The organism is Neomelitea salexigens DSM 19753 (genome assembly GCF_000422345.1).
GTDB lineage: Bacteria > Pseudomonadota > Gammaproteobacteria > Pseudomonadales > Spongiibacteraceae > Spongiibacter > Spongiibacter marinus_A.
Genome location: NZ_AULP01000010.1, coordinates 19,635 through 45,280 on the forward strand (window position 1 = coordinate 19,635; position 25,646 = coordinate 45,280).

The following is a 25,646-nucleotide window of genomic DNA, read 5'->3' on the forward strand; positions in this document are numbered from 1 at the left end:
GACATGTTGCTGTCAGACACTGCGGTAAAACGCCCGGTCTTTGCCACCGTTATTAGCCTGTTGCTGGTCGCCTTTGGCGCCCTTTCATTCGATCGTCTGGCACTGCGCGAGTACCCGGATGTGGACCCGCCCATCGTCTCGGTCAGCACCAACTACACTGGCGCCTCAGCCGAAGTGGTCGAGTCGAAAATCACCCAGGTTATCGAGGATCGCATCTCCGGCATTGAGGGGATTAAAACGGTGTCGTCGACCAGTCAGGATGGCTTTTCGACGATTAGTATCGAGTTTGAACTGAGCCGCGACATCGACGCCGCCGCCAACGATGTGCGCGACCGCGTGGCCGGTGTGCGCAATAACCTGCCCGAAGAAGCCGATGCCCCAGAGGTACAAAAAGCCGACTCGGATCAGCGGGTGATCATGTGGTTTAACCTCACCTCCACCAAAATGAATACCCTGCAGCTGGCCGACTATGCCCAGCGCTACCTTGTAGACCGACTGTCGGTGCTTGACGGCGTTGCGCGGGTGCGGGTGAGCGGCGGGCCGGAATATGCCATGCGTATTTGGCTGGACCACGAAGCCCTTGCCGCCCGCAACCTGACCATTGGCGATGTGGAAAATGCCCTGCGACTGGAAAACGTAGAGCTACCGGCTGGAACGCTCAAAACCGGCGACCGCGACTTCGTCATTAAAATTAAGCGCCAGTTTCTTACCACCGACGACTTTAGCGATTTGGTACTGCGCCGCGATGATAGCGGCAATATCCTGCGCCTTGGCGAAGTGGCAAGAGTTGAACTGGACGCCGAAGAATACCGCACTATGTTCCGCGGTAACGGCATTCCGCAGGTCGGCGTCGGCATCGTAAAACAGAGCACCGCCAATACACTGGAAGTGGCCAAGGCAGCACACCGCGAAGTGAATGCTATGCGCAGTATCCTGCCGGCAGGCACCGAGTTGCACGACAGCTACGACAGCTCGGTGTTTATCGACAGCGCCATCGACGAGGTCTACTCCACCCTCTTTATCGCCGCCAGCCTGGTGGTGTTGGTGATCTTTATTTTCCTCGGCGACTTCCGCGCCATGCTGGTGCCTGCCGTCACCGTGCCGGTCTCGCTGATTGCCAGTTTTACCGTGCTCTACGCACTGGGCTATACCATTAACCTGCTGACCCTGCTGGCCCTGGTGCTGGCCATCGGCTTGGTGGTCGACGACAGTATCGTGGTACTGGAAAACATTCACCGCCGCTTGCTCAACGGTGAGTCGCCATTGGTGGCCGCCTTTCGCGGCAGCCGCCAAGTGGGCTTTGCCGTAGTCGCCACCACCGCGGTGTTAGTGGCGGTGTTTATTCCCATCACCATGCTCGACGGTGATGTCGGCCGACTGTTCGGCGAGTTTGCTGTCGCCATGGCGGTCGCCGTGGTGTTCTCCAGCATTGTCGCGCTAACGCTATCGCCGGTCATTTGCTCGAAATTACTAAAACAAGACGCCATGCACGGCCGCCTCGCCGAGTTCGTCGAAGGCCTGCTGCACCGTATGGAGACCCGCTACCGCCGCAGCCTCGACGCCAGCCTAAAACGTCCACTGCTGTCGGCCTCAATCCTGGGCCTGGCCGTTCTGGGCTGCGTTTTGCTGATGCAAAAGGTACCCGCAGAGTTCGCCCCCAAGGAAGACCGCGGCGTCATCTTTATGATGATTCGCGGCCCCGAGGGTTCGTCCTTTGATTTTGTCAGCAAGCACATGGAAGAGCTTGAGCGCAGGCTGATGCCGCTGGTGGAAAGCGGCGAGGTGAACCGCTTTTTGGTGCGCGCCCCCGCTGGTCGCGGCGGCGCTGAAAGCTACAACGAAGCCTTCGCCATTATGGTGCTGGCGCCCTGGGAGACCCGCCGCCCCAACACCGCCATCGTCGCCGATATTCGTCAGCGACTGAAGGGTTTTACCGCGCTGACGACCTTCCCCATTATGCCCCAGGCACTGGGTGGCGGCTTCAGCAAACCGGTGGAGTTTGTGATTGGCGGTGGCGACTTCGAGCACCTCGCGGCGTGGCGCGATGCCATTATGGACGAGGCTCGCAACAACTCAAAATTGCTGGGCTTGGACAGTGACTACCGGGAAACCAAGCCGCAACTGGAAGTAACGATTCTGCGCGACCGCGCCGCCGATCTCGGCGTCAGTACGCAGGAAATTAACCGCAGTCTGGAAACCCTGCTCGGCTCCCGCCGAGTAACCACCTTTATGCTCGATGGCGAAGAGTACAACGTGGTGCTGGAAGGCGAGCCGGACAAACAAAACACGCCCAATGACCTCGGCAATATCTATGTGCGCTCTGCCAGCAGCGGCCAACTTATTCCGCTGTCTAATTTGGTCAGCATTAGCGAGCGCGGGGATGCGGCGGTGCTCAGGCGCTATAACCGCGTGCGCGCCATCACCCTGGATGCCAACCTCGCAGAGGGCTATTCGCTGGGCGAGGCGCTGAGCTATTTGGAAGAGGTTACCCGCAAGGTCGCGCCGGATGCCATTATCGACTACAAGGGCGAATCACTGGACTACAAAGACTCGGGCAATGCCGTCTACTTCACCTTTGTGCTGGCGCTGCTGGTGGTGTACTTAGTACTGGCCGCCCAGTTTGAAAGCTTTGTTCATCCGCTGGTGATCCTGCTGACTGTACCGCTGGCCATCGCCGGGGCCTTGCTCGGGCTTTACCTCACCGGGCAAAGCCTGAATATCTACAGCCAAGTGGCGCTGATTATGCTGGTGGGCTTAGCCGCCAAGAATGGCATTCTGCTGGTGGAATTCACCAATCAGTTGCGCGACGACGGCGTTGAGTTTGAAGAGGCGATCAGCAAAGCCGCCGAACAGCGGCTACGCCCCATCATCATGACTGCCATCACCACCATTATGGGGGCCATTCCGCTGTTGCTGGCCTTTGGTGCAGGCAGCGAAAGCCGCTACGTTATTGGCGTGGTTGTGGTCTCCGGGGTAAGTGCCGCCACGCTGTTTACCTTGTTTGTTGTGCCAATGGCCTACCGCTTCCTAGCTCGCCACACAGGCTCCCCGCAGGATGTGGCGCACCAGCTTGAGAAGGAACTAAAAGACAGCCCGGCCAACAACTAAAACGCTTGTCAGGCTGGCGCCGCCAATGTGTACAAACAATGGCGGCGCAGCGGCGAGCCCACGGCCAATTGAGGGTGCTCGAAGTCGTCACCGCGCCGCATGTTCAGGCGCTCCATCAATGCGCGCGAGCGCGTATTCACGACCGCTGTCATAGCGATAATTTCAGGCATGTTCAGCGTAGCGAAGCCATATTCCAGGGCGGCCTGCGCCGCTTCATAAGCGTAACCCTGCCCCCAGGCATCGGCGGCCAAGCGCCAGGCAATCTCGGTGGCTGGCGCAAAGGGCAACTCTCTGGACACCGGCTTTAAGCCAGCAAAGCCCAGCAAGCGGCCGTCGCCACGACGCTCCAGCGCCCAAATACCCCAATCCTGCTGCGCGTTTTGCGCCGTCAATCGCGCTAGCAAGGCGTCACTTTCTTCACGGCATAAACTGCGAGGAAAGTGCGCCATCACCTGCGCGTTGGCGTTCATGCTGGCAAAGGCCTGCGCATCGGCTGACCGCCATTGACGAAGCCATAAACGCGGGCTAACTATTTCAGCAAAGGCCATACCTCGCCACTCTTTCTTTAATGCACGCGGATCAGTGAAATAATCGACTGATTGCTCAGTACGTCAAGCACTTCAAGCTCACCATCAACCGGCACGCGAAGCGTCACTTCCGCACCGTCGGACAAGCGCAGCGCATTGGCGATCAAACTGCCGTTGCCAGTAATAGACACTTTCTTCGTTTCATAGTCATCGGCATCCAACAGCTTGGTAAAGCTGTAATCAGTCAAATCAATGCGGAATACTTGCCGGCGGCCATCAGCCAGGTAGAGCACATCGTCATTCAACGCAAACAACGGCGTACTGGTTACCGTAAAGTTTTCTGGCATGGTCGCCGCCAAACTCAATGCACCAGTGCTATTGTCCATCGTGAGCAAATAGTGCTGGTCCAGTTCCTGAGCACTGCCATATGTACGACGTCCCAACAGCAAAGTCTCTTCGGTGGCGCGCATAATGGCACTGCGAGATTCCACAATATATTGGTCGAGACGGCTCACTTCAGTCAGGCTTCCCTGACTGGCATTGATGGTAAACAAGCGAGCGCCATCAAAGGTATACGGCAATTCGCCAGTCGCGGGGTAATTGGGGTTTGGCACTGTTATGCGTGCCAGTACCGAGGCTTCGCCATTACTGCGCAGCAGCGGCAGTACTTCGCTAGCCTCGCTGTCGTTACTCAAGCCCACTAAGAAGTCGTCTTCACTAATGCGCTCCAGGCCACCGGCAGCCTTCACCACCCGCAAATCTTCAGACCCTTCCAATTGGTAAATCAGCGCACCATCGTTATCCACCATCACCTTGCCTTGCACCAAGTCGCTCACCGGCGACAAGGCTTCGGTATTCAGGCTCGATGGATCCTGGTCATTCAAGCGGTGTACACGGTTTGTCCAACTGTTGTCACAAAGGTTGCTGGTGCAGTCATCCTGAATATTCACATACACATTGCCATCGGCAACCACATAGTTGTCGCGGCTCATTTCATGAACGCTATTGCCGTGTTGGTCGACGTAAAACGAGCTGGGATTTAAGTCCAACCACCCCAAACCAGTGTAGATGTTCATGACCTTTAACAGCTGCTCGTTTTCCGGATCCTGCCCCCACCAGAAATAGGCCGCTCCCGTCGTCTTGCTCACTAAGTAATAAGCTGGGCCATTGATTGCTAGTTCGCCAAAGTCGATAGCAACCAGCATGTAGTTATCATTCAGTTCTCTTACCATCGAAGGCGTGTGCGTGGTGTTTTCCACCAGCTCGCCGTCTTCGTCGTAGAGCTCCACTTCCACGACCAAACCTGCATCGGTCATTTTATAGAGCGTGGTTACCGTTTGCTCGGGTTCTTCAGCGGTGCGACTTATCCGGTCTCCGCTTGATGCGCTGCGTTTTACCAACGCCTCGTCATTTCCGGAGCTAGAGGCCAGGAACAACATTTCCGCATCTTGAATGGCAATGCGGCTGATCGCCGGTGCAGTGTTACTACCGCCATCGCCAGCACTACCGCCACCACCGCCACCACCACCGCATGCGGCGAGCAGCAGGCAGCTACTTGCCGCAAGAGAGAGGAACAATTTTTTTGTTGTTTGCTTGTACATAGTCAGACCTCGAATGATTCAGGCAAGGGGAAAACCCCCTGGATCAAAAAAATGGGTCTACAACTACTGCTGCGAACACATCGATGGAACAAATACATGCCCAACGCGCTGTGGTCGCTGCATAAACTAAAGGAAGGAAATTTCAGGAATTAAACGATAAGGTCCCGCAATGCGGATCGTCACTATAACTGCCAGCAGTCCATTGCCAGTCCACTATCCCATCCTGTAGGTAGTTATAGTCTCGCTATCATAACTAGTTGAAAACCGGGGAACAAGCAAAATCAATTTGCGCCTGTATAACCGCTGCACACGCATCCTCAGACCAAAAAACTGAACCAGCAGGCACTTCCACCCCCTTTGTTCCCCGCGAAGCTCAACGCGGTTTTCTATGTCATACCAGCGCAGCCTTCGCCACACCGCCGCCCTTGCTAGCATGACGGCTGTCTATCCAAGCACAGTGCTGACGCGTATCACCGTCAGCCATAAACAATAAAGAGTGGGGAAATACTATGTCGTTAAAAGTGGTTACCTGGGGAACCGGCAACGTTGGCAAATATGCCATTCGCGCGGTACTGAATCACCCCGAACTGGAACTGGTTGGGCACATTGTCAGCAGTGATGCCAAAGCCGGTGTCGATGCCGCCACCCTGGCTGAGCTCGACACGCCCTGCGGCGTTGCGGCCTCCACCGACATCGACGCGGTACTCGACCTCAACCCGGACTGCGTGGTGTACACCGCCCACTCAGAGACCCGCATGATGGAAGCGGCCAAAGACCAGGCACGCTGCCTGCGCCGGGGCATCAATGTGGTGGCCTCGTCGCTGTTTATGCTGCAATACCCCGACAACCCGGACGTCGCCTTTATCGCCGAGCCGATCAAAGAAGCCTGCGAGCTAGGCGAAGCCACCTGCTTTAACAATGGTATTGATCCCGGTTTTGCCAACGACACTATGCCGCTGGTGTTCACCGGCCTGAGCGAGCACTGGTCGAGCATACGCATGCAGGAGATCATCAACTACGCCACCTACGAACAGGAAGACACCATTCGCGAAGTGATGGGCTTTGGCTATCCGGTCGATCACGACTGCGTGCTGTTTGCACCCGGCATGCTGTCACTGGGCTGGGGCGGTTCGGTGCGTTCGGTAGCGGCGGCCCTAGGCCTGGAAGTAGAGCGCGTGTACGAAGTCCACGAGCGCCTGCCCCTGGAGCAGGATACAGAAAATGCCATGGGCGTATTCAAGAAGGGCACCACCGGCGCCATGCGCTTTGAAGTGCGCGCCGTGGTCGATGGCCGCGACGCCATCGTACTGGAACACATCACCCGCATCACCGACGACATTGCCCCCGACTGGCCCAAGGGCAAGGGCTACAAAGTGATTATTGAAGGTGAGCCCAAGATGACCATCTGCATGGACATGGAAGACAAGCACGGCGACCACGCGGTGGGCGGCGTGATTCAAACCGCTACCGCCATCGTCAATGCCATTCCCGCTGTGGTGGAACAAGAGCCCGGCATGGTCGCCGCTTACGACCTGCCAAAAATCAACGGCAAGGGTTTGTACAAGCCTGCCTAAGCAACGAAAAAAGGCGCGCTACCCGTTGGCAGCGCGCCTCTCGTTTACTCTTCCTATCTTTACTAAACCGATTTGATTTAAGCCAAGCGGATTCAGGCCACTTTATTCCGCGCCATCGAACCAGTCTTTAAAGCCCAGTTCGGCGTGGGGGCCAATATGTAGCTGCTCCAATACGCCATAGCCCACTTCATCGCCACAACGGGCAACCACCGTTTGCTGAATATGAATATTCTCCAAATTCAGCGGCGGCGCGTCGTCGCAGTCCCAGCTCTCGCCCGCGATAGCGAGTTCGCCATGCCATTTGCCGTGCCCCCACTCAGGGTGCATATAGCCCAGCCCCTTCATGCGGTGCAGCAATACCGGCTGCACAGTAATTTCGATCTGCTCGCCGTTTTTATGGTTCATCAGAAAGGTGCCCGACTCGGCCTGACGGGTACCGGGTTTGAACTTCAACTGGTGGCCAACGCAGCCCTGCCACAGTGTCATGGCCGGGTCATTTACCGGAATGCTCTCCCCCTCTGCATGAATGGGGGCGATGGCTTGGTCCGTGTGCCACTGGTAGCCGCTGTCGTCTTCAAACCAACCGGCCAGCGTGCAACGGTTTTCCCAGTGAATGGGCAGCCACATAAAGTGCACCGCCTGGAAACTGTCCAGCGGTGCGCCGCCTTCATAAGGCGCGCCCACCGGACGAATCCCCCAGGAGCGGTCTTTCAGGCCGAAGGTGGTCTCGCTGTTTACCGCAATCTTGCGACCTTCAACGGAAATGCTGCCCTGCCAGTGGCCGAATTGGTCGATGCGGGTGGCATCCATCACCACATGCCGGGCGTTGCGCAGGGTTTGCCGCCCCTCGGGAATCACCCCGGTTTTAGGGGTGAACACCAGGTCGCATTCGATATTGGTGTCGTTGGATTCAATCACCAAACGGTGGCGACCCATCGGCTCTAAAATGCTGAGTTTGAAGGGGCCAACATCCAAATCCATCGGCTCGTCGGAGGCGCGACGGGAACCGTGAAAGGCGTACTGGCAGCCGTCCACCACCACGCTAAAACTGCAGTCCACAATGCCCAAATTCGGATACCGGCAAAGGCCAATACCAAAATAAAATGCGCTGTCTTTGGCGTGGCCGTTATACCAGAAACGGTCATAGGTGAAGCGGTCGCTGGTGGCGGTTTGCGCGACCGGCTCAGCGGTTTGGTGAATGGGGTAATCGTCGAGTTTACTAATCATGGCTACCCGCCCTCAGGCCGATGTTTCCGAGAGGATTTTTTCCAAATACTTCACTTCAAAGCAGCTGCTGAAATGGCTGTTAATGCTGTCCTCGTTACCCATGCCTATCGACATACGGCCCAGCAGCAAGGCGAAGCGCAAGCCGGCAAACACCAGATAATAGTGAAGATGATCAGTGTTAAACCCGCTGAGCTGCGCCCACGCCTCGGCTGACTCCTGACGACCGGGGAAGCCTTCCAGCGGCGGAAAATCCAGCCCGTGGCTGAACAGCTCATCCATGTAAATCCACCACGCCACATCTTGCAGGGGGTCGCCCAGTGCGACCATTTCCCAGTCCAGCAAGGCGGCAACGTCAGTTTTATCCGGGCTGAAAATCACATTGGCCATTCGGGAATCGCCCCAGCACAGAGCGACCGCCTGCTCTTTGGGCTGATGATCGCGCAGCCACTGCAAGGTGCTTGCGGCAACATCGTGGGGAAGCCGCTCGCCATTGCGCTGGAAGCCCCACTGGTAATAATTTTCCCAGTAAGTCAGCTGCTCATCGAGGCTGCGGGGAATGGCGCAGGCATTGAGGGCAGACTGGATAGCCGGACTGCTGATGTTGAGCGCATTCACCTGCGCCAAGCGCTTCAGGCCCGCCAACCACAGCTGGCGACGGGTATCCGGCGCTTCCTCGGTTAGCCAACCGTCCATATGGTAGGGCGGCATATCCGGCGGAATCACCCCGTCGGTCTTTTTCATAATGTAGAATGGCTGTCCCAGCACCTCGCCTGTCAGCTCCTTGGCAACGATCTCGGGCACCGGAATATCGCCATCGGCCGCCAGCATCTCCATTACGCGGCACTGAATACCCAGGTCATATTCAGGGAAGGCCAGGTACTCGCCACGCGGCTCAATGCGCGCCACATAAGCGGCCTCCGCGCCGCCGTGCTGAGCATCGAAGACCATAGTGATGTTCGACATGCCCGTACCCTCGGGCACACTGAGCGACGGGATACTCACCGTGTCGCCAAGCTGGGCAGACAGCCAATTTTCCAGTTTGCTGCGGGTTTCGTCCGGGTTATCCAATACCGGTGTGGGGCGCTGATCGTTACTCATGCGAGGCCTCATTGTTATGTTATTGAACGCCAATGGCACGATGCTAACACGAATTAGTTAACGGTGTTACTATATTTAAAAAGAAGGATAAACCATGACCCGTAACACGCGCCGCGTTGGCCGCCCCAGCATCACCAGCAAAGAGCAGATTCTTACTGTGGCGCTGCAACTCGCCCAACAGCAAGACCTCGCGGCGCTCAGCCTGCGGCAACTGGCCAAGGAGCTGGGCATTAGTCCCACCTCCCTATACCGCTACTTTGAAAACAAACAACAACTGCTCACCGCCATCGGCGAGACCGTACTCAGCGTGGATGCCAGTGCATTGCCTGCGGGGTTAAGCCACCCCCAACGCCTAGAAAAACTCCTCGACCAACTGCGCCAACAAGTACTCGCCTTCCCTGGCCTGCTACCCCAGTTCAACAACAGCCTGCCCGCCGAAGCCATGGTCGCCACCATTGCCACGCTGGCAGAGCCCATCAAAGCCATGCAGGCAGAAGACAGCCTCGCCGTGCGCCACGCCCAGTCACTGCTGTGGATGACCCTCGGCTTTGCCCTGTTCGAAAGCTCGTCCAGTCAAGCCAGTATCAGTGGCCAATTTCTCGACCTGCCCGCGCAACTGCAAAACACCTCTCAGCACCTGGAGCTAGAGAATCACGAGCGGCTGTGGCGGGAATTGGTAGAGAGGAATATTCGCGGGATTTGCTGATGGTGAGCGTTTCGCCCCTGCTGGACGACCGGCTTATTTTTCACGGGCATGCACGCGAATCATGCTTATGTAGGAGCGGGCCTGACCGCAACCAACCCAGCTATGGAAAGTAGCATCTGTAGGAGCGGTTTTAACCGCGATTCGGACCTCGAATACCCCACAGGCCTTCGTATACCCACCTTGTCTAATTCGCATCATTTACTGATGACATTCGTTTCGCCCTCGCTGGGCGACCTACTTATTTTTATGCGAAAAAATAAGTAGGCAACAAAAAGCGCACCCCGCACCACTGTCGTCGGCTGATCGCCGCCGATCCCCTGCGCGCGGTACAACCAGCACGGGCGCTGCGGAACTCGCTGCGCTCAAACAGTCCTCGCGCAATTCCCGTGCTGCCTGCACCGTGCTCGGCAGCGCTGAGGGGGAATGGAGTTGGGCAGTAACCGGGTATTAAGACATTACCCATATTGACCGGAAGGTATCTATCAAACCGGGGGAACTACATGTCCGTGTGAAGCAACTTGTTATATGACAGGTGCACATTATCCACACCACTCACTAATAAAGTCCAAAACCATGCTCCTCATCTCGCTTCGATTCTTCAGTTATCTGCCGATCTATATACTTAATATGGCTTTTAACCCAGAGCCTTACATTGGCATTTTCATGGTTTATCAGGGGAATTAGTGCCAACTTATCTGACTCTAGGTAAGGTACAAGAGACCCAGACCACCCGCGGGTTCCCATATTAGCTTGCAGTTCATTCGCGACCCTTTGATCATTTCCAAAGTTCTCAAGCAAAGCTATAAACAATGCCGAGGGTTGCTGTTGCTCATCAACTGTTTCAAAAACGTTCAAGCAACGGGCAACAAAAACAGGTCCAAGATCTGGAAGTGCAGAACACCATTTAATGACGCTCTCAACTGGAACAACTGAAAGCACGCTTGGCATATTAACTGCCAAACTTGTTTCGCGATCTAAAAGCTGTTGCAACCAATACCGCTCCATCCCTTCTGCTTGAACGATAGCATTACCAAATATTGGCCACAGCGTGTCACCGTAATCATTCATTAGGTTTAGCATTAAAGGTTTAATATGAGACCAGATATCCCCATGGTTAAAGCCATACTTGCAGGCGGCAATTAACTGATTCGTTAAAGCAGTAGCAAACTCTTGATCACGCACCTTTAATAACTTTTCGGCCATATCATGCCAATGGTGGATATCTGTAATAGTATTCTGCTGTTCCGTATGCAAAGGAACGGTGATAACCAGCAACTTAATCTGATCTCGTAGCTTTTCGATACTGCCTTTATTACCAAAGCAATACATATATATAACATTGAGTGCCGACCAACTTTCCTGAGCGCCCAGCTCGGCAAGATGAAGGCAAAACTCGACCATCACGTCCGGTTCGATTCCGTCGGCAACACTGCCATAGCTCAGAGAATTTGCACTGTTTGGCGACAATTCACCACGCTGAATGAGCTCTAAAAGTTTATCTAAATGCTCCTTCTGGATGTTACCAGTGCGTATAAAATCAGGATAAAGATGGACAAACATTTCATCTGAGATTAATCGATCTATTTTTTTTTGCCAGAGATCGGGGGATTTTTCGAATAGGCCCCGATATAAACCTAGAATAAGTCGGCAATCAGGATGCTCTATATTTTTTAAGCACTCTAAGGAAGATTCAATTAATGGCTGAATTTCAGAAACTTCACGAGATAACTGGTAACCAAAAACATAGGACTGCTTTTGATCTCCCTGTAGCAAAGATTCGAGATGTGGGATCAGATCATCAATATTATGGGATAGATCTATAGCAAGAGATTTTGCATTCTCAGCTGCCACATCAATATAGCGTCCATCTTCATCTTTATGGTGTTCCCATGGAGGGCTGGTTATGAGTATTTTCAGTTTTTCTGACAACTCAGCATCGTCAGGGCTTAAAATCTCTAGCCAACTATGTAGCGCATCAACCTTTTCTTTACTCATTTCTTTGGAATCATACTCCAAAGTGTCTTTAATGCTGCTTAAGGCCGCCGGCCAAAATCGGCCATTGATAGACACAACTCTCCTTATTGCCGCGTCTAACATATTTACTCGACCATAAGCTACAAAACCTCTAATAGAATGCCCCACATCCGAAAGAACTTTTTCTCTTTGAGCATCGCCCCGCTCTATTAGAACTAGCATCAGATCGATAGCCTGTTGCCAGAATTCGAAAACCTCTTTCCATAGTTCCGGCCGCCATTCCTCTAGCGGAGCTTTAGTACCCTGATACTCAGCACCTACAGTTCGTGTACCGCCATAAGTACTGATTGCTTGACTTAGAGCCTCAAGGATTACCATGTCGATGTTGGACTGATTAACTTCAATGGCGCGCCTTAATAAATCGAACCGAATTATTGGTTTCGCTTGCGTTCCCGAAAGGTTGACTCTAAAAAGTTGAGCAAACATACCTGTTGCATTATTGCTCCAGCTTTCGTTTTCAGCTGACGCAAGTAACAACATGCACCATGCCGATTTTTCAAAAACATCAGCATGAAAGCACAGTTTCCCTAACCCCCAAACTAAGTTTCTTCGGATATCTCCATCTATACCCTTAAGCTCTTCATGGCTGCATGCCGATAAAATATGGTAAAGGGCGTGGCTAGTCGACTCAGGGTTCACTTCAACAAATGCGCGGAAGAGTTTCGAACCCTTTTCTGTAAGTAACGCCTCCGCTCGAACAAAAGGGCTAGCTCCTCCAAATAATCTATCTGAAAATCGTTGAACGCTTGGTTGGCTATCAAGATATGATGCTTGGGTGCAAAAACTCTGCATAAGAGAATCAGGCATGGTGTCAATCAGTTGTTGTTGGCGATCATAGGATGCCTCTTCCCACCACTCAGATGCCAATGTCAAAGCAAGTGGTTTAGGAACCAGCCTAGCGTACCTCCCCGCACGGTTTATGATCTGACGACCGGTAAATATTCTAAGTACTCGATCGAAGACCCTCAGATTAGACCCTGCAACATTTTCTGCGATAAACTTGGCCTCTTCTCCAGCAGCCCCCTCAGCAGTGCCAAAAACATCAAATAATGAGCAAGCAGATAGCACTTCTTTTTCGTCAGCCCTAATACCGCCGTCACCATCAATCAATTTCCTAACGACGGAGCTGCTTTCAATCGATCCAAGCAACCGCCCCTCTTTTTGGTATTGCTCTGCGATAAGAGTTGCCATTAGAGGATAACCCTGAGCAAATCGAGCTACACGCTCAACATCGCTAGAATCCATACCGACCAAAATAGGTGTTAAAAGCTGCTTTATCGCCTCATCTGACAAAGGAGAGAGCTGAATATGAATAGACTCATCAACTTGTTCATCTGAGTAACCAATAGTAACCAGCTTAAGGGAGCACTCAGTTTTATTGACTTCCTTAGCCAAGAGGTTATGTAAGCTAATGCTGCAATTTTCTATTACTACTAGACCATGAACACAATCTTCAACCATTGCTTTAACACTATCATTGATGACTGTGTCGTATCCCGGAGCATTGAAGACAAGGACATAATCTTTGTCAACAAAAGGTGATTCATCAATAGCCTTCAATAACAAGCGTGTTTTACCTAATCCAGATGCTCCTGTCAGCCTTACTGCAGCCTGGTCTAATTCCAATGCAGCAACTATCGCTTCCAGATCACTTGCCCGCTTGTCATCACTTGCATAGTGATAACTATGATTTCTCTCTACACGCTTCCAATCTTCAAGGTCACGAGATGCGGAATTTTTGTATCTAGCAACTGTTCTTTTTTCTAAAATTAAGCGCTTAAATACAATATAAGAGGAAGAATCTATGCTTTCCGGCTTTACAATCGTTCGGTGATTTACGTCATTAATTGTTTCTATCGCATGCTCTCGGAAAATACTCTTAGAACTGGAAGAGGAAACAATATCATCATTGGCCGAAATGATACTTAATATTTCTAATTTTCTATTTAGCCCGCTGTTTACCCACTGATCATTTAAATCATCCAGCTCACCCGAGTCTCGAGTTAGGCTCTTCAAATGGCGATTTCTGAAAGCCAAATACTTTCCAGCATTTGCGTAACCGGAACCATCATGCGGAACATCAAAAAAACAAACCTTTACAATCTTGTGATTGATATTCTTATTTTCTAGCAGGAGAAGCACTTTCTTTAAGATAACCCCACCCAAGCTGTGACCGGCCAATATGATGTCATCATTTTCTATGTCGCAGCGTGCTCTGATATCTGTAAGCACTCCATTTGCGATATTTAAAACACTTGGAGCTCGTCTCCATATTTTCCATAGGCTAGGGGATTCATACCCGCAAGAAATGACATCATATCCAATGTCATTGTCCTGCCTTAAAAAATCAGGAAAGCTTCCCCAAGTGTCATCCGCAGTTCCACCCAACCCATGAACTAGTATTATTTTTTTGGCCATTGAATATTTCGATCCCAAGAATTTCTAGAGTAAGTAGGTGCTCTAATTTAATTTTCCTAAAGAGACGATGCCCAAGATACTGTCGATGAGACTCAGGCCATATAACAGCCTGTTTATGAGACCTGCGGCCTCATAATAAATATTATCGGGCGGCCATCTATCACGCTGGCTCTTTTTCGACCCTTTATTAACGCATTGTTTTTAAAAGGGTATTTTGAATTCAGGTTTCGTCGCGACCAATAACAGGGCCACTTTACTGGCAGGAAGGATAAATCGGGATACGCTGTATGCGTATACAGGCAGATGACAGGGTTTGTCATTATGGGTGGTTCACCATTCCTTCGGTATTTGTGGGAGCACATGCTAGTGCGTCGCTACGGCTTAAATACCATAAAGTCGCGCTGCGATGGGATCAAGTCTTTCATTAGTTTTATAGCGGGGTTTATCTGGTGCAAATCAATAGAGTTAGCGCCATTTATTCAAGTCGCGCCCCAGCACTTTGAACGTGGCACTATCCATCTTTCCCCTCAGCATCTAGGAGAATTAGCGAACCATGGGAGCATCAGGCAGGAACCACATTAGCTAGGCTTCTCTTCGCGGTTAACAGCGTGCCCCGCGACCGCAGGGAGTGCTTTGGGTAAACCGCTCCTACGGGTCGGGCAACACCCCTCCCCCTCAGCGCTGCCGAGCACGGCGGGAGGTGTGCGGGAATTGCGCGAGGACTGTTTGAGCGAAGCGAGTTCCGCAGCGCCCGCACAGCTCGCGTCGCGCGCAGGGGATCGACGGCGACAGCCGACGACAGTGATGCGGGGTGCGCTTTTTGTTGCCTACTTATTTTTTCGCACAAAAAATAAGTAGGTCGCCCAGCAAGGGCGAAAACAATGCCATCAGCATCTGGGAGAATGAGCGAACCAAGGGCCACTAGGTAGGAACCACATCCAGGCCTCTATTCGCGGTTAAAACCGCTCCTACAAGCGCTGGGTCGGTCGCGGTCAGGCCCGATCCTACAGGTGGGGTTGCGCGAACGCTATTAGCGCCCGCTGGTATAGCGCTCGGCTTCTTCCGCCAGCTCTGCTTCAACTTCCAGCAGACGCACTTCTTTAAACAGGTGATGGGCCGGAGTGTGCTCGGTGAGCGCATCGGCGGCAAGCAGGATGGCGGCGGCGGTCCAGGTGGGGCGCTCGTCGGGCCACAGCAGGTCTTCGACCATTTGGTAGCCGGTCCAGTATTCGCCGTTGCCGTCACGCCATTGGTGTAGCCAGCTATACACGTTAACTGCGCGCGCGTGATCGCCGGCGGCGAGCAGGGCCATGGTCAGTTCGCAGGATTCCGCAACGGTGACCCAGGGCTCGTCGGACACGCAGCGGCAACCGAGGCCGTCTTCAACGAATTCGCCCCAGCGTTTTTGCAGGTGGGCGCTGCCTTTGGCGGGCGGCACTACGCCGGTAAGGACGGGGTAGAACCAGTCCATGGAGTAGCGGGCTTTGCTTTCCCAGGTGCGGTCAAAGCGCTCGGGCTTGTTGCGCATGGCGTCGCCGAGAGCGGCGCGGGCGGCGCGCCATTCGTCGCGGGGCTCGCCGAGTACAACCGAGATATTCCAGGCGCACTCCAGGCTTTTGTAGATGGAGGCGCAACCGGTGACCAGCGCGTCTTCCATCGACTGGCCATCGGCATCGACCGCCCAGTTAATGTCGCCGTGGTGGCTTTGCTGGCCCACGACAAAATTGATGGCGCGCTGAATGCAGGGCCACATGGCTTGCAGGAACTCGCGGCGCTGGCTAATGAGGTAGTGGTGCCAAACGCCAGTGGCAATATAGGCGACGAAGTTGGTTTCGCGGCGTTCGCGGTTGTCCACTTCGCCGTTGCGATAGGCGGCCCACCAGCTGCCGTCGGCAAGCTGGCTGTCGCGCAGCCAAAAGTAAGCGCGCTCGGCGGCGTCGTATTCGCCGCCAATACTCAGCCCCATCGCGGACTCGACGTGGTCCCAGGGGTCGGCGTGACCGCCCTCAAACCAAGGGATGCTGCCGTCGGCCTGTTGCTCGCGCTTCAGGAACTCAATGGTGGCGCGGAAGAAGTCTTCCGGGTACAGCCCCTTGCTGAGAAACAGTCCGCTCATGCTGCCTGTCCTTTTTCAAAATACATGACCACTGATTTGCCCATTACCGGGTTGAGGCCACGCTCGACGGTGCGGGTGATCCATGGCCGATCCATCAGGTCCCAGACCAGCAGTTTGTGGTAGCTCTTTACCAGCGGGTTGTTGTCCTGCTCCCAGAAGGCGCATTTCAGCCACCAATAGGGGGAATGCAAGGCGTGTGCCCAGTGCCGACGATAGAAGCGGAAGCCCAGACCTTGGATCTGCTTGCGCAGCTCGCTGGCTTTAAAAATACGCAGGTGACCGCCTTCCACTTGGTGGTAGGCATCGCTCAATGCCCAGCAGATTTTTTCTGGCCAGGCGCGCGGCACGCTGGCGCAAAACAGGCCGCCAGGTTTAAGGATGCGCTCGATCTCTTTGAGCACGGCCTGGTAGTCGGGGATATGCTCCAACACTTCTGAGCAGATGATTTTGTCGAAGCTGTTATCGGCAAATGGCAGGTTCATGGCATCGGCATTGGCGAGGCCAAAGGCGCGCTTGTCGTCGCTGCCATCAACATAGTCGGCCGCGCGCTGCTGGGCGGTTTGCAGGTCCTTCAGGCACAGGTCGACGCCTACCGCCGTCACTTCACCTTCCACATAAGCAGAGATAACGTGGCGGCCTTCGCCGCAACCCAGGTCCAGCAGGCGGTCGCCGGGCTGGAGTGCAAAGTGTTTAAAATCAACCGTTTTCACTGCGTAATACCTGTTCGTAATAGTCCAGCATCTGCTGGGCGGCGCGGCTCCAGCAGAACAATTCTTCCATGCGCTCGCGGCCAGCCACTTCCAGAGCGCGCCGTTGCTCGGCGTCGCTCAGCAGCGCATCGATGCCATCGGCCAGGGCCTGGGCATCGCGCACCGGCACTTGCAGGGCCGCGTCGCCGGTAACTTCTGGCAGCGCACCGCCGGTGGTGGACACCAGCGCCGTACCGCAGGCCATGGCTTCGCCGGCGGGCAGACCAAAGCCTTCGTAAACCGAGGGCACGACGGCGACCTCGGCTTCGTTGTAATAGCGCACCAGTTGCTCGGTGCTGATGCCCGAGGCGGTGGCAATGTGATTGTGCAGGCCAAGCTTTTCGATCAGCGCTTCGGCCTCGCCACCCTCGCGAATTTTGCCCACCATTAATAACTGCAGGTCGGGGTAGCGCGGCAGCAGTTTTGCCACGGCTTCAAACAGGTAGCTCATGCCCTTCAATGGCGCATCGGCCGACACGGTTGCCATTAAACGGCGCGGTATTTTTTTCACGCTGGGCAGCGGGCGGAACTCGTCGGTGTCGATACCACAGTGCACCAGCTGGATCGCGGCGGGCTGCATACCAAAGGCCGCCGCGATGTCTTCGCGGGAGCGCTCGGAAACGGTGACCACGTGGTGCAACTGCGGCGCAACCTGGCGCTGCATTTGGATAAAACTGTGCCAGCGGCGTATCAGCACCCGGTCAACCAGGGAATTGGCGGCCTTCAAGGCAATATCCAGGTCACTGGTAATGGGGTGATGAATGGTCGTAACCAGCGGAAAGCCGAGTTTTTGCAGTTTGAGCATGCCAAAGCTGAGGCTTTGGTTGTCGTGAATAATGTCGTAGTGGCGACCGTGGCGCTTGAGGTATTTCACTACGCGGCGGCCAAAGCAGTAGGGCTCGGCAAAACCGCCGGTCAGCTTGCTGCTCCACTCGATGATATTGGTTAGCGAGCTAAGATGATGAGGGCGCAGCGAACCGAGGCCGGTCTCAAACAGGTTCATGCCCGGCATTTTGATCAGCTTCACCCGTGGGTCGAGGTGGGGATAGGGCTGCCCCGAGATCACGTCGACCTCGTGGCCGGCATCCACCAGGGCCTTGCTGAGGTACTTGAGGTAAATACCCTGACCGCCACCAAAGGGCGCACTGCGATAACCGAGCAGACAGATATGAAGGCGACGCTGCGGACGCGCCTCTTCAATGGGAATAACTTGGGCCGACCCGGTCGCCGCGTTGGCGGACTGGGCAAGCGCGGTTGGGTCTGATGACATAGCCGTTATCGCTGTTTGTTAGGATTGTTTCTGACGTGCCCGGCCTCTTATCGCCGCGACCGCCCTATTCACACTGGCGGCTCGCGTGCGGGCCTTGGGCCGCCGCAGCTATTGCGGGGCATGACGCCTCGTAAGTGAACGGATTCTAACCATCGCTTGTGGATAAATCCACCGACGGCCCGTCTCGCGGCCCCCTAGAGGGATTACCAGTTTGTCATGTTACACTGCCAAGCCCCGCAAAAATGCCAGGAAAACCATAAAGATGCGTGCCATTTACAGCGCTTTTATCGCCGCCCTTCTTACCGCCGCGTGCAGCAGCCAACCCAGCCCGCCGCAGGACAAAGGCCTGTTTACGCCGCTGAATCGCGGTGGCGACCTGAAGTTGTTTGAATACCAGCTGCGAATCGCCCTCCCGCCAGTGAAACCGATTCGCCACACGGTCGACCCAAACCGCCCGCAAAAACGCCCACCCAGTGACGACGAGCTGCTGAAACAGGCGCAGCGCATGCTGCGCAACGACAGCCGCTTGCAGGCCTATTGCCCCTACGGCTATATCACGCTGGAACAATATGCCGTGCTCAATGCGTTAAAGATTCGCGGCGAATGCCGCTATCAAGCGCAGCAGAGTGAGGGCTAATAAGGGGGGAAGCGATGCGTGAGCCGCCTGAGCTGCTCACGCACAGGGGCTTAAGCGACGGGGCTTAACCACTCAGGGAATTGCTCGCGACGACCTTTGACCTGGTCAAAGTAGCGGCTTTGCAGCTCGGTGGTGATCGGGCCGCGCACACCACTGCCGATTTGACGGCCGTCCAGCTCGCGAATCGGCAGAACTTCCGCTGCGGTACCGGTGAAGAAGGCCTCATCGGCGACATACACCTCATCGCGGGTGATGCGTTTTTCTTCCACTTCCAGACCCAGCTCTTTGCAGAAGGCAAAGATGGTGTTGCGGGTAATACCGTCCAGGCAGCTGGTCAGCTCGGGCGTGTAGAGTTTGCCGTCGCGGATGATGAAGATATTCTCGCCACTGCCTTCGGCAACATAACCTTCGTTATCCAGCAGCAGTGCCTCTTCACAACCACTGTCCAGCGCTTCGCGCAGCGCCAGCATCGAGTTGATGTAGTGGCCATTGGCCTTCGCCTTACACATGGAAATGTTCACGTGGTGGCGGGTGTAAGAGCTGCAACGCACCTTAATGCCCTTGTCACGCGCTTCCGGGCTCATGTAGCTGGGCCAGTCCCAAGCGGCAACAATCACGTGAGTGCGCAGGTTATCCGCACGCAGTCCCATGCCTTCCGAGCCGAGGAATACCATCGGGCGCAGGTAGGCTTCGTCGAGATTGTTTTCGCGAACCACTTGGCGCTGCGCTTCGTTGATCACCTCTTTGTCGAAGGGCATGCTCATATTCATGATATGGGCTGAGCGGAACAGGCGGTCGGTGTGCTCGTTCAAGCGGAAGATGCAGGTTCCACGATCGCCAGCATGATAGGCGCGCACGCCTTCGAATACGCCCATTCCGTAATGCAGCGTGTGGGTGAGTACGTGTACACGGGCATCGCGCCAGGGCACCATTTCACCGTCGAACCAGATTAGACCATCGCGATCGGCCATGGACATTGTCGTTTACTCCTGAAAATTACTGTTATGCGCTTACTGCTCGTCGAATATCTGTTGCCAAATTCGACGCACGGCGCCGCGTTCCTCGTTGAGGGCGTCACCACTAATTTGCCCTTTCTGTTCCTGCAAGCTGGCCCGGTGCGACTGGCTGCGAAACGCGATATAGGCCTCGATCAAGGCCCGGGCATCAGCCTCGGGAATCAAGCCTTCTTGTTGAAGGGACTCCAGGATCCGAATATTGTCGGTGTGGTAGTGCAGTGGCGGGTGCTGATGCGACCAAGCTAAAACGGCATATTGCACCATAAATTCTATATCAACGATACCTCCAAGGCCTTGTTTGATATCAAATTCGCGGTTTTTTTCACCACCTGACGGCAACAAGTGCTGGCGCATCTTGTCGCGCATACTCAGTACGTCTTCGCGCAGCTTGGCAAGATCGCGCTCACTGCCCAGCACATCGGCGCGCAGCTCGGTAAATTTTTCAGCCAGTACCGGGTCACCAGCCACCACCCTCGCCCGCACCAGCGCCTGATGTTCCCAGGTCCAGGCCTGACCGCGCTGGTAGTCGCGAAAGGCCGAGAAGGAGCTTACTAACAGGCCTGAGTTACCCGACGGCCGCAGGCGCATGTCCACCTCGTAGAGCTGGCCGAGACGGGTTTGCGCGGTGAGAATATGGATGATGCGCTGCCCCAGGCGGGTATAGAACATGGTGCCATCCAGCGGGCGCTCGCCATCGCTAATCACGCCGGCGGGCACGTCGTGCACGAACACCAAATCCAGGTCAGAGCCGTAGCCCAACTCGATACCGCCCATCTTGCCGTAGGCAAGAATCACAAAATGGCGGCGTGGGTCATCGCCACAGGGGGTGCCGTGTTTCTCCACCAGATTCTGCCAGGCGATATCCACGACAAATTCCATTACCGTTTCGGCGATAAACGTCAGGTAGTCGCTGACCTTCATCAGCGGCAAGCTGCCGGTAATTTCCGAGGCCGCCACTCTGAGAACATGGGCCAGGCGGAAGTAGCGCAGCGCTTCCATTTGCGCTTCCAGGTCGTCCTCGGGAATGCGCAGCAGGCGCTGGCGCAATTCGCTGCGCAGGCCGTCTTTGTCGGGCACTGAGTACAGGCTACTGGCGTCGAGTAGTTCATCCAGCAACACCGGGTGCGCCGCCAGTTGCCGCGACACCCAGGGGCTGGCATCGCACAACCTGACCAAGCGTCCCAGCGCGGCGGGGTTTTCCATTAACAACACCAGATACGCGGTGCGGCGCAGCACGGCTTCGATCAAGGGGATCAACCGCAGAAAGGCGCGACCGCTGTCTTCGGCCTCTTGAGCTTGCTCCAGCAGTAGCGGCAGGAAATCGTCCAGGCGCTCTCGGGCACTGCCCTGCATGCGTTGCACCCCTGCGCCGGTTAACAGCGCCAGCAGGCGCCGCGCCACTTCAGCGGCGTCACTGTAGCCCACCGACTCCAGCTCTTCGGTCAGCGATTCGGCGTCGGGGTCGTTCAGCAGCACTTCCCAGCGCTGGATAGCCGCGCGATCGGTGCTGCTCTCCTCTTCTGGCGCCGCAATAATATTGGCAAAGTGCTCGTCGACACGCTGGCGGTGTTCGGCCAGCGCCGCCGTGAAGGCCTCCCAGCTGTCATAGCCCATGCTCAGCGCCAACGCCGCCTGAGGGGCGGGCGCATCGGGTAGCTGCTGAGTCTGCTCGTCGCGCCACGCTTGAATGGCATGCTCGGTATTGCGCAAAAACACATTGGCCGCTTGCAGCTCATCCACCACCGGGGCGGGCAACAGCTCCATGTCGCGCAGCTCATCGAGAATAAGCCGCAGTGGGCGCTGCTGCAGGCTGATTTCCTGACCGCCGCGAATCAACTGGAAACACTGGGCGATAAATTCAATTTCGCGGATACCGCCCGCGCCGAGTTTGATGTTGTTGTGCAGGCTGCGGCGCGCGACCTCGCGCTGGATCATCGCCTTCATATCGCGCAGCGACTCAATGGCGGAAAAGTCCAGATAGCGGCGGTAGGTAAACGGCCGCAGGCTGGCCATCAGGCGTTGATTTTCCGTCTCGTCACCGGCGATGCAGCGCGCCTTGATCAGCGCGTAGCGCTCCCAGTCTCGCCCCTGGTCTTGGTAGTACTCTTCCATGGCGTCGAAGCTGACCACCAGCGGCCCGCTTTGGCCATAGGGCCGCAGCCGCATATCCACGCGAAACACAAAGCCGTCGGCGGTGCGCGCATCTAAGGCCTTGATCAAGCGCTGCCCAAGGCGAATAAAGAATTCCTGATTGTCGACGCTGCGCGGGCCACCCACCGTGCTGCCCGCTTCGGGATAGCTGAAGATCAGGTCGATGTCTGACGAGAGGTTCAATTCACCGGCGCCCAGCTTGCCCATGGCAATAACACTGAGCTGTTGTGGGCGGCCGTCAGCAGATTGTGGCTCACCCCATTCGCGGCACAACTCGCGGTGCAAAAAAGCCAGCGCTTGCTGCACGCACACATCGGCCAAAGCCGAGAGCTCAGCGGTGGTGGCGACCATATCGCAAAGGCGGTTTAGATCGCGCCACACCAATCTTAACCAGTGGCGGTAGCGAAACTGGCGCAGGGTTTTAGCCAGCTCGTCGGCATTGCTGCAGTTGTCGCACTCGGCCGCCAGTTGCTCAGTTAACTCGCCGGCAGACAGCGGCGCATCCAATAAACCCTGCTGCTGCAGGTCGATCAGCGCCTGTGGAAAACGCTGGCAGTAGTCGAGAAAAATCGGGCTGGTAGCGATCGCCAGCAGCAGTTTGGGGCGCGCCTCCGACTGGGCAAACTCCTGATACCACTGCGCCTGCGGCTCGCTGCAGCGCTGCAGAAAACTCTGCCAACGGGCATCTAAACCCTCGGCAAGCAGCGCTGGTAACTCATCGTTTTGCACGTTTAATGCTGTGCTCATACATCATCCCCATCAGGCGGGCGGCCATTGATTCGGTGGGCACCCTAGTGCGATTGCACCGGCGGCGCCACGCGCATAATTTCTGCGATGGTGGTCTCGCCAGCGGCCACCTTTCTCGCGCCACTGAGGCGCAGTGTTTTCATGCCTTTTTTCATGGCCAGGAGGCGCATCTGGTCCAGCGCCACATCGTCTTGAATCGCTGCCTGCAGCTCGCCTTCGAGGGTGAGAATTTCATAAATGCCCTGACGGCCGTAGTAGCCGGTGTTGCGGCACTCCAGGCAGCCGCTGGCGGCAAAATAGCGCGCCGGCGGCGACAATTTCCAGGGCGCCGCCAAGGCGGCCCATTCACTGCCGGCAGGGTCGGCTTCACTGCTGTCGACGGCGGATTTGCAGTGCGGGCACAGCGTGCGCACCAAACGCTGCGCCATCACCCCGAGTACGGTGGCGCGAATCAGGTAGGCGGGCACGCCCAGCTCCAGCAAGCGGGTAACCGCAGAGGGCGCATCGTTGGTGTGCAGGGTGGAGATCACCAAATGGCCGGTAAGCGCCGCTTGAATGGCCATTTCGGCGGTTTCCAGGTCGCGGATCTCGCCGATCATAATAATGTCGGGGTCCTGGCGCAGCAGCGCGCGCACACCCCCGGCAAAGTCCAGGCCGATATTGTGCTGCACCTGCATCTGATTGAAGGCCTCTTCGACCATTTCGATGGGGTCTTCAATGGTGCAAACATTTACCTCGGGGCTGGCGATCTTGCGCAAGCTGGAATAGAGGGTGGTGGTTTTACCCGAGCCGGTGGGGCCGGTGACCAACACAATGCCGTGGGGCGCGCCGATCATCGACTGCCAGCGCTGCAAGTCGTCGCCGCGCAGGCCGAGTTCGTCAAAGCTGCGCAGTAAGACCTCGGGGTCGAAGATACGCATGACCATCTTCTCGCCAAAGGCGGTGGGCAGGGTGGACAGGCGCAGCTCTATTTCCTGCCCGGCGGGGTTTTTGGTTTTCAGACGGCCGTCCTGGGGGCGGCGCTTTTCTGCCACATCCATGCGACCGAGAATCTTAAGGCGACTGACCACCGCCGTGAGCACGGTTGCGGGCAACTGGTAGACCGTGCACAACACGCCGTCGATGCGAAAGCGCACATTGCCTTGGTCGCGGCGGGGCTCAATATGAATGTCACTGGCGCGCTGGTCGTAGGCGTACTGCAGCAGCCAATCGACAATATTCACCACGTGGCTGTCGTTGGCATCCAGGTCTTTTTGTTTGCTGATTTCGAGCAGCTGTTCCAGGTTGGTGGTGCTGCTGCGCTCCCCGGTGCTGGCGCCGCGCACCGAGCGCGCTAGGCTGTAGAACTCGACGGTGTAGCGGTCGATGGCGTCGGCATCGGCGATCACCCGGCGAATAGGGCGATTCAATACCTGCTGCAAATCACTCACCCAGCCATCAACGTAGGGTTCGGCGCAGGCGATCACCACCTCGGTCGGCGTGGACGCCACCGCCAGAATGCGGTGGCGCTGGGCAAAGGCGAAGGACATCACCTCAGTGACTGAGGGCACATCAATTTTCAAAGGGTCAATGCGCTGAAAGCCAAGCCCGCAGCGATCGCTCAGCCACTGCAAAAGAGTGTCTATACTGAGGGTCGCACCGCTGCGCCGCACATCGGCAAGTTGCTGACTGGCCAGGTAATTGAGCGGGTGCTGGAGGCGCTCTCCCTGGCGCGGTGGATTAACACCGGCGCGCTTGGCAGAGCTTGGCTCCAGCAGGCCGTCGTCAACCAGTTGCCGGAGTACCACTGCGGTATCGAGAGGGCCCTGTGTTTTCAGCGAGTTGGGCATTGAAGCTCCGAATTGTCATATTTTGTACTTATAGTACGGCAAGCCGCTCAACCAGCGAGAGTCTACCGTGCAAAAAACTGGAGGGGGCGACACTGCATCCGTATAATCGCCGCCACTTAATTATTCATGTGCGCAAAGGAGCCTTAACGTGCCCTTAAATAAGCTAAACAACCTGTTTGGTAAGTCACCCTTTGAACCCATACAGGAGCATATTAAGAAAGCCGAGGCCTGTGCGATAGCCTTGCAGCCATTTATTAATGCAGTTATCGACAAAGACTGGCAAGGTGCCGAAACGGCTCAGCAGCAAATTGTAAAGCTGGAGCACGAGGCAGACCTGATCAAGAAGCAAATCCGCCTCAACCTCCCCAGCAACCTCTTCCTTCCTGTTCCCCGCTCCGACCTCCTCGAATTAATCAGCATGCAAGACCGCATCGCCAACTGCGCCAAGGATATCGCCGGTTTGATGCTCGGTCGTCGCATGGAGATTCCAGGCATTCTGGTTGATGACATGCGCAGCTATGTTGACTTGGCCATTGCCACCTCCTCGCAAGCCAAGAAGGCGATCGAAGAGCTGGACGAACTGCTGGAAACCGGTTTTCGCGGCCACGAGGTAAAACTGGTTGAGAAAATGATCGAGGAGCTCGACCGACTGGAATACGAGGCCGACCAACTGCAAGTCAAAATTCGCGCCAGCCTCTACGACATTGAGCGCGAATTGCCGCCGGTGGACGTGATGTTCCTCTATAAGATCATTGAGCTGATCGGCGAACTGTCGGACAAATCACAAAAGGTAGGCTCCCGCCTGCAAATAGTCATTGCCCGCTAAGCAAGGGTTACC

The 25,646-nt window shown here is 55.6% G+C and carries 16 protein-coding genes; 5 read left to right on the top strand and 11 right to left on the bottom strand.

The features are described 5' to 3' along the window. Positions 1–3 precede the first annotated feature (3 nt). Positions 4–3,108 carry an efflux RND transporter permease subunit gene (locus H573_RS0113705; protein WP_027874759.1) on the top strand — a complete coding sequence of 1,035 codons (3,105 nt, stop codon included), beginning with the start codon at positions 4–6 and terminating at the stop codon, positions 3,106–3,108. Positions 3,109–3,116: 8 nt separating this feature from the next. Here the strand turns inward: H573_RS0113705 and H573_RS0113710 are convergent, their stop codons facing one another. After that, positions 3,117–3,656, bottom strand: a complete 540-nt coding sequence (locus tag H573_RS0113710) for a GNAT family N-acetyltransferase (RefSeq protein WP_027874760.1) — start codon at positions 3,654–3,656, stop codon at positions 3,117–3,119. 17 nt (positions 3,657–3,673) lie between these two features. After that, positions 3,674–5,236, bottom strand: coding sequence for a hypothetical protein (locus H573_RS0113715; protein WP_027874761.1), 1,563 nt, complete (start codon positions 5,234–5,236; stop codon positions 3,674–3,676). 509 nt (positions 5,237–5,745) lie between these two features. On the opposite strand from H573_RS0113715, the gene H573_RS0113725 reads away from it, so the two are divergent. Then, entirely contained in the window at positions 5,746–6,810 is a 1,065-nt protein-coding gene (locus tag H573_RS0113725) for an NAD(P)H-dependent amine dehydrogenase family protein (RefSeq protein WP_027874763.1), read from the top strand. Between the two features lie 102 nt (positions 6,811–6,912). On the opposite strand, the gene H573_RS0113730 is transcribed toward H573_RS0113725, so the two are convergent. Next, complete coding sequence (locus H573_RS0113730; RefSeq protein ID WP_027874764.1) at positions 6,913–8,037, bottom strand: Rv3169 family protein; 1,125 nt, start codon at positions 8,035–8,037, stop codon at positions 6,913–6,915. Positions 8,038–8,049: 12 nt separating this feature from the next. Then, entirely contained in the window at positions 8,050–9,135 is a 1,086-nt protein-coding gene (locus H573_RS18340) for a phosphotransferase family protein (RefSeq protein WP_027874765.1), read from the bottom strand. 94 nt (positions 9,136–9,229) lie between these two features. Here H573_RS18340 and H573_RS19155 point away from each other — a divergent pair, with 94 nt between their 5' ends. Next, positions 9,230–9,841, top strand: coding sequence for a TetR/AcrR family transcriptional regulator (locus tag H573_RS19155; protein ID WP_027874766.1), 612 nt, complete (start codon positions 9,230–9,232; stop codon positions 9,839–9,841). A gap of 555 nt (positions 9,842–10,396) precedes the next feature. On the opposite strand, the gene H573_RS19160 is transcribed toward H573_RS19155, so the two are convergent. The 4 genes from H573_RS19160 to H573_RS0113760 form a co-directional block, all read right to left on the bottom strand. Beyond that, positions 10,397–14,293: an esterase/lipase family protein gene (locus tag H573_RS19160; protein WP_051171322.1), complete on the bottom strand. Its 3,897-nt coding sequence runs from the start codon at positions 14,291–14,293 to the stop codon at positions 10,397–10,399. A gap of 1,030 nt (positions 14,294–15,323) precedes the next feature. Next, positions 15,324–16,409 (bottom strand): prenyltransferase/squalene oxidase repeat-containing protein, encoded by a 1,086-nt coding sequence (locus H573_RS0113750; RefSeq protein ID WP_027874767.1) that lies wholly within the window; start codon positions 16,407–16,409, stop codon positions 15,324–15,326. Continuing rightward, positions 16,406–17,119, bottom strand: coding sequence for a class I SAM-dependent methyltransferase (locus H573_RS0113755; RefSeq protein ID WP_027874768.1), 714 nt, complete (start codon positions 17,117–17,119; stop codon positions 16,406–16,408). The genes H573_RS0113750 and H573_RS0113755 overlap by 4 nt, the downstream gene beginning before the upstream one ends. Then, complete coding sequence (locus tag H573_RS0113760) at positions 17,106–18,428, bottom strand: glycosyltransferase family 4 protein (RefSeq protein ID WP_027874769.1); 1,323 nt, start codon at positions 18,426–18,428, stop codon at positions 17,106–17,108. The genes H573_RS0113755 and H573_RS0113760 overlap by 14 nt, the downstream gene beginning before the upstream one ends. A gap of 262 nt (positions 18,429–18,690) precedes the next feature. Here H573_RS0113760 and H573_RS0113765 point away from each other — a divergent pair, with 262 nt between their 5' ends. Further along, positions 18,691–19,065: a hypothetical protein gene (locus H573_RS0113765; protein ID WP_027874770.1), complete on the top strand. Its 375-nt coding sequence runs from the start codon at positions 18,691–18,693 to the stop codon at positions 19,063–19,065. 50 nt (positions 19,066–19,115) lie between these two features. Here the strand turns inward: H573_RS0113765 and H573_RS0113770 are convergent, their stop codons facing one another. The 3 genes from H573_RS0113770 to tfpB are packed head-to-tail and all read right to left on the bottom strand — an operon-like array spanning position 19,116 to position 24,808. After that, complete coding sequence (locus tag H573_RS0113770; protein ID WP_027874771.1) at positions 19,116–20,042, bottom strand: branched-chain amino acid transaminase; 927 nt, start codon at positions 20,040–20,042, stop codon at positions 19,116–19,118. Positions 20,043–20,075: 33 nt separating this feature from the next. Next, positions 20,076–22,979 carry a bifunctional [glutamate--ammonia ligase]-adenylyl-L-tyrosine phosphorylase/[glutamate--ammonia-ligase] adenylyltransferase gene (gene glnE / locus H573_RS0113775; protein WP_027874772.1) on the bottom strand — a complete coding sequence of 968 codons (2,904 nt, stop codon included), beginning with the start codon at positions 22,977–22,979 and terminating at the stop codon, positions 20,076–20,078. Positions 22,980–23,023: 44 nt separating this feature from the next. Next, positions 23,024–24,808 (bottom strand): type IV pilus assembly ATPase TfpB, encoded by a 1,785-nt coding sequence (gene tfpB / locus H573_RS0113780; protein WP_027874773.1) that lies wholly within the window; start codon positions 24,806–24,808, stop codon positions 23,024–23,026. Positions 24,809–24,956: 148 nt separating this feature from the next. On the opposite strand from tfpB, the gene H573_RS0113785 reads away from it, so the two are divergent. After that, positions 24,957–25,634 carry a TIGR00153 family protein gene (locus H573_RS0113785; RefSeq protein ID WP_027874774.1) on the top strand — a complete coding sequence of 226 codons (678 nt, stop codon included), beginning with the start codon at positions 24,957–24,959 and terminating at the stop codon, positions 25,632–25,634. Positions 25,635–25,646 lie beyond the last annotated feature (12 nt).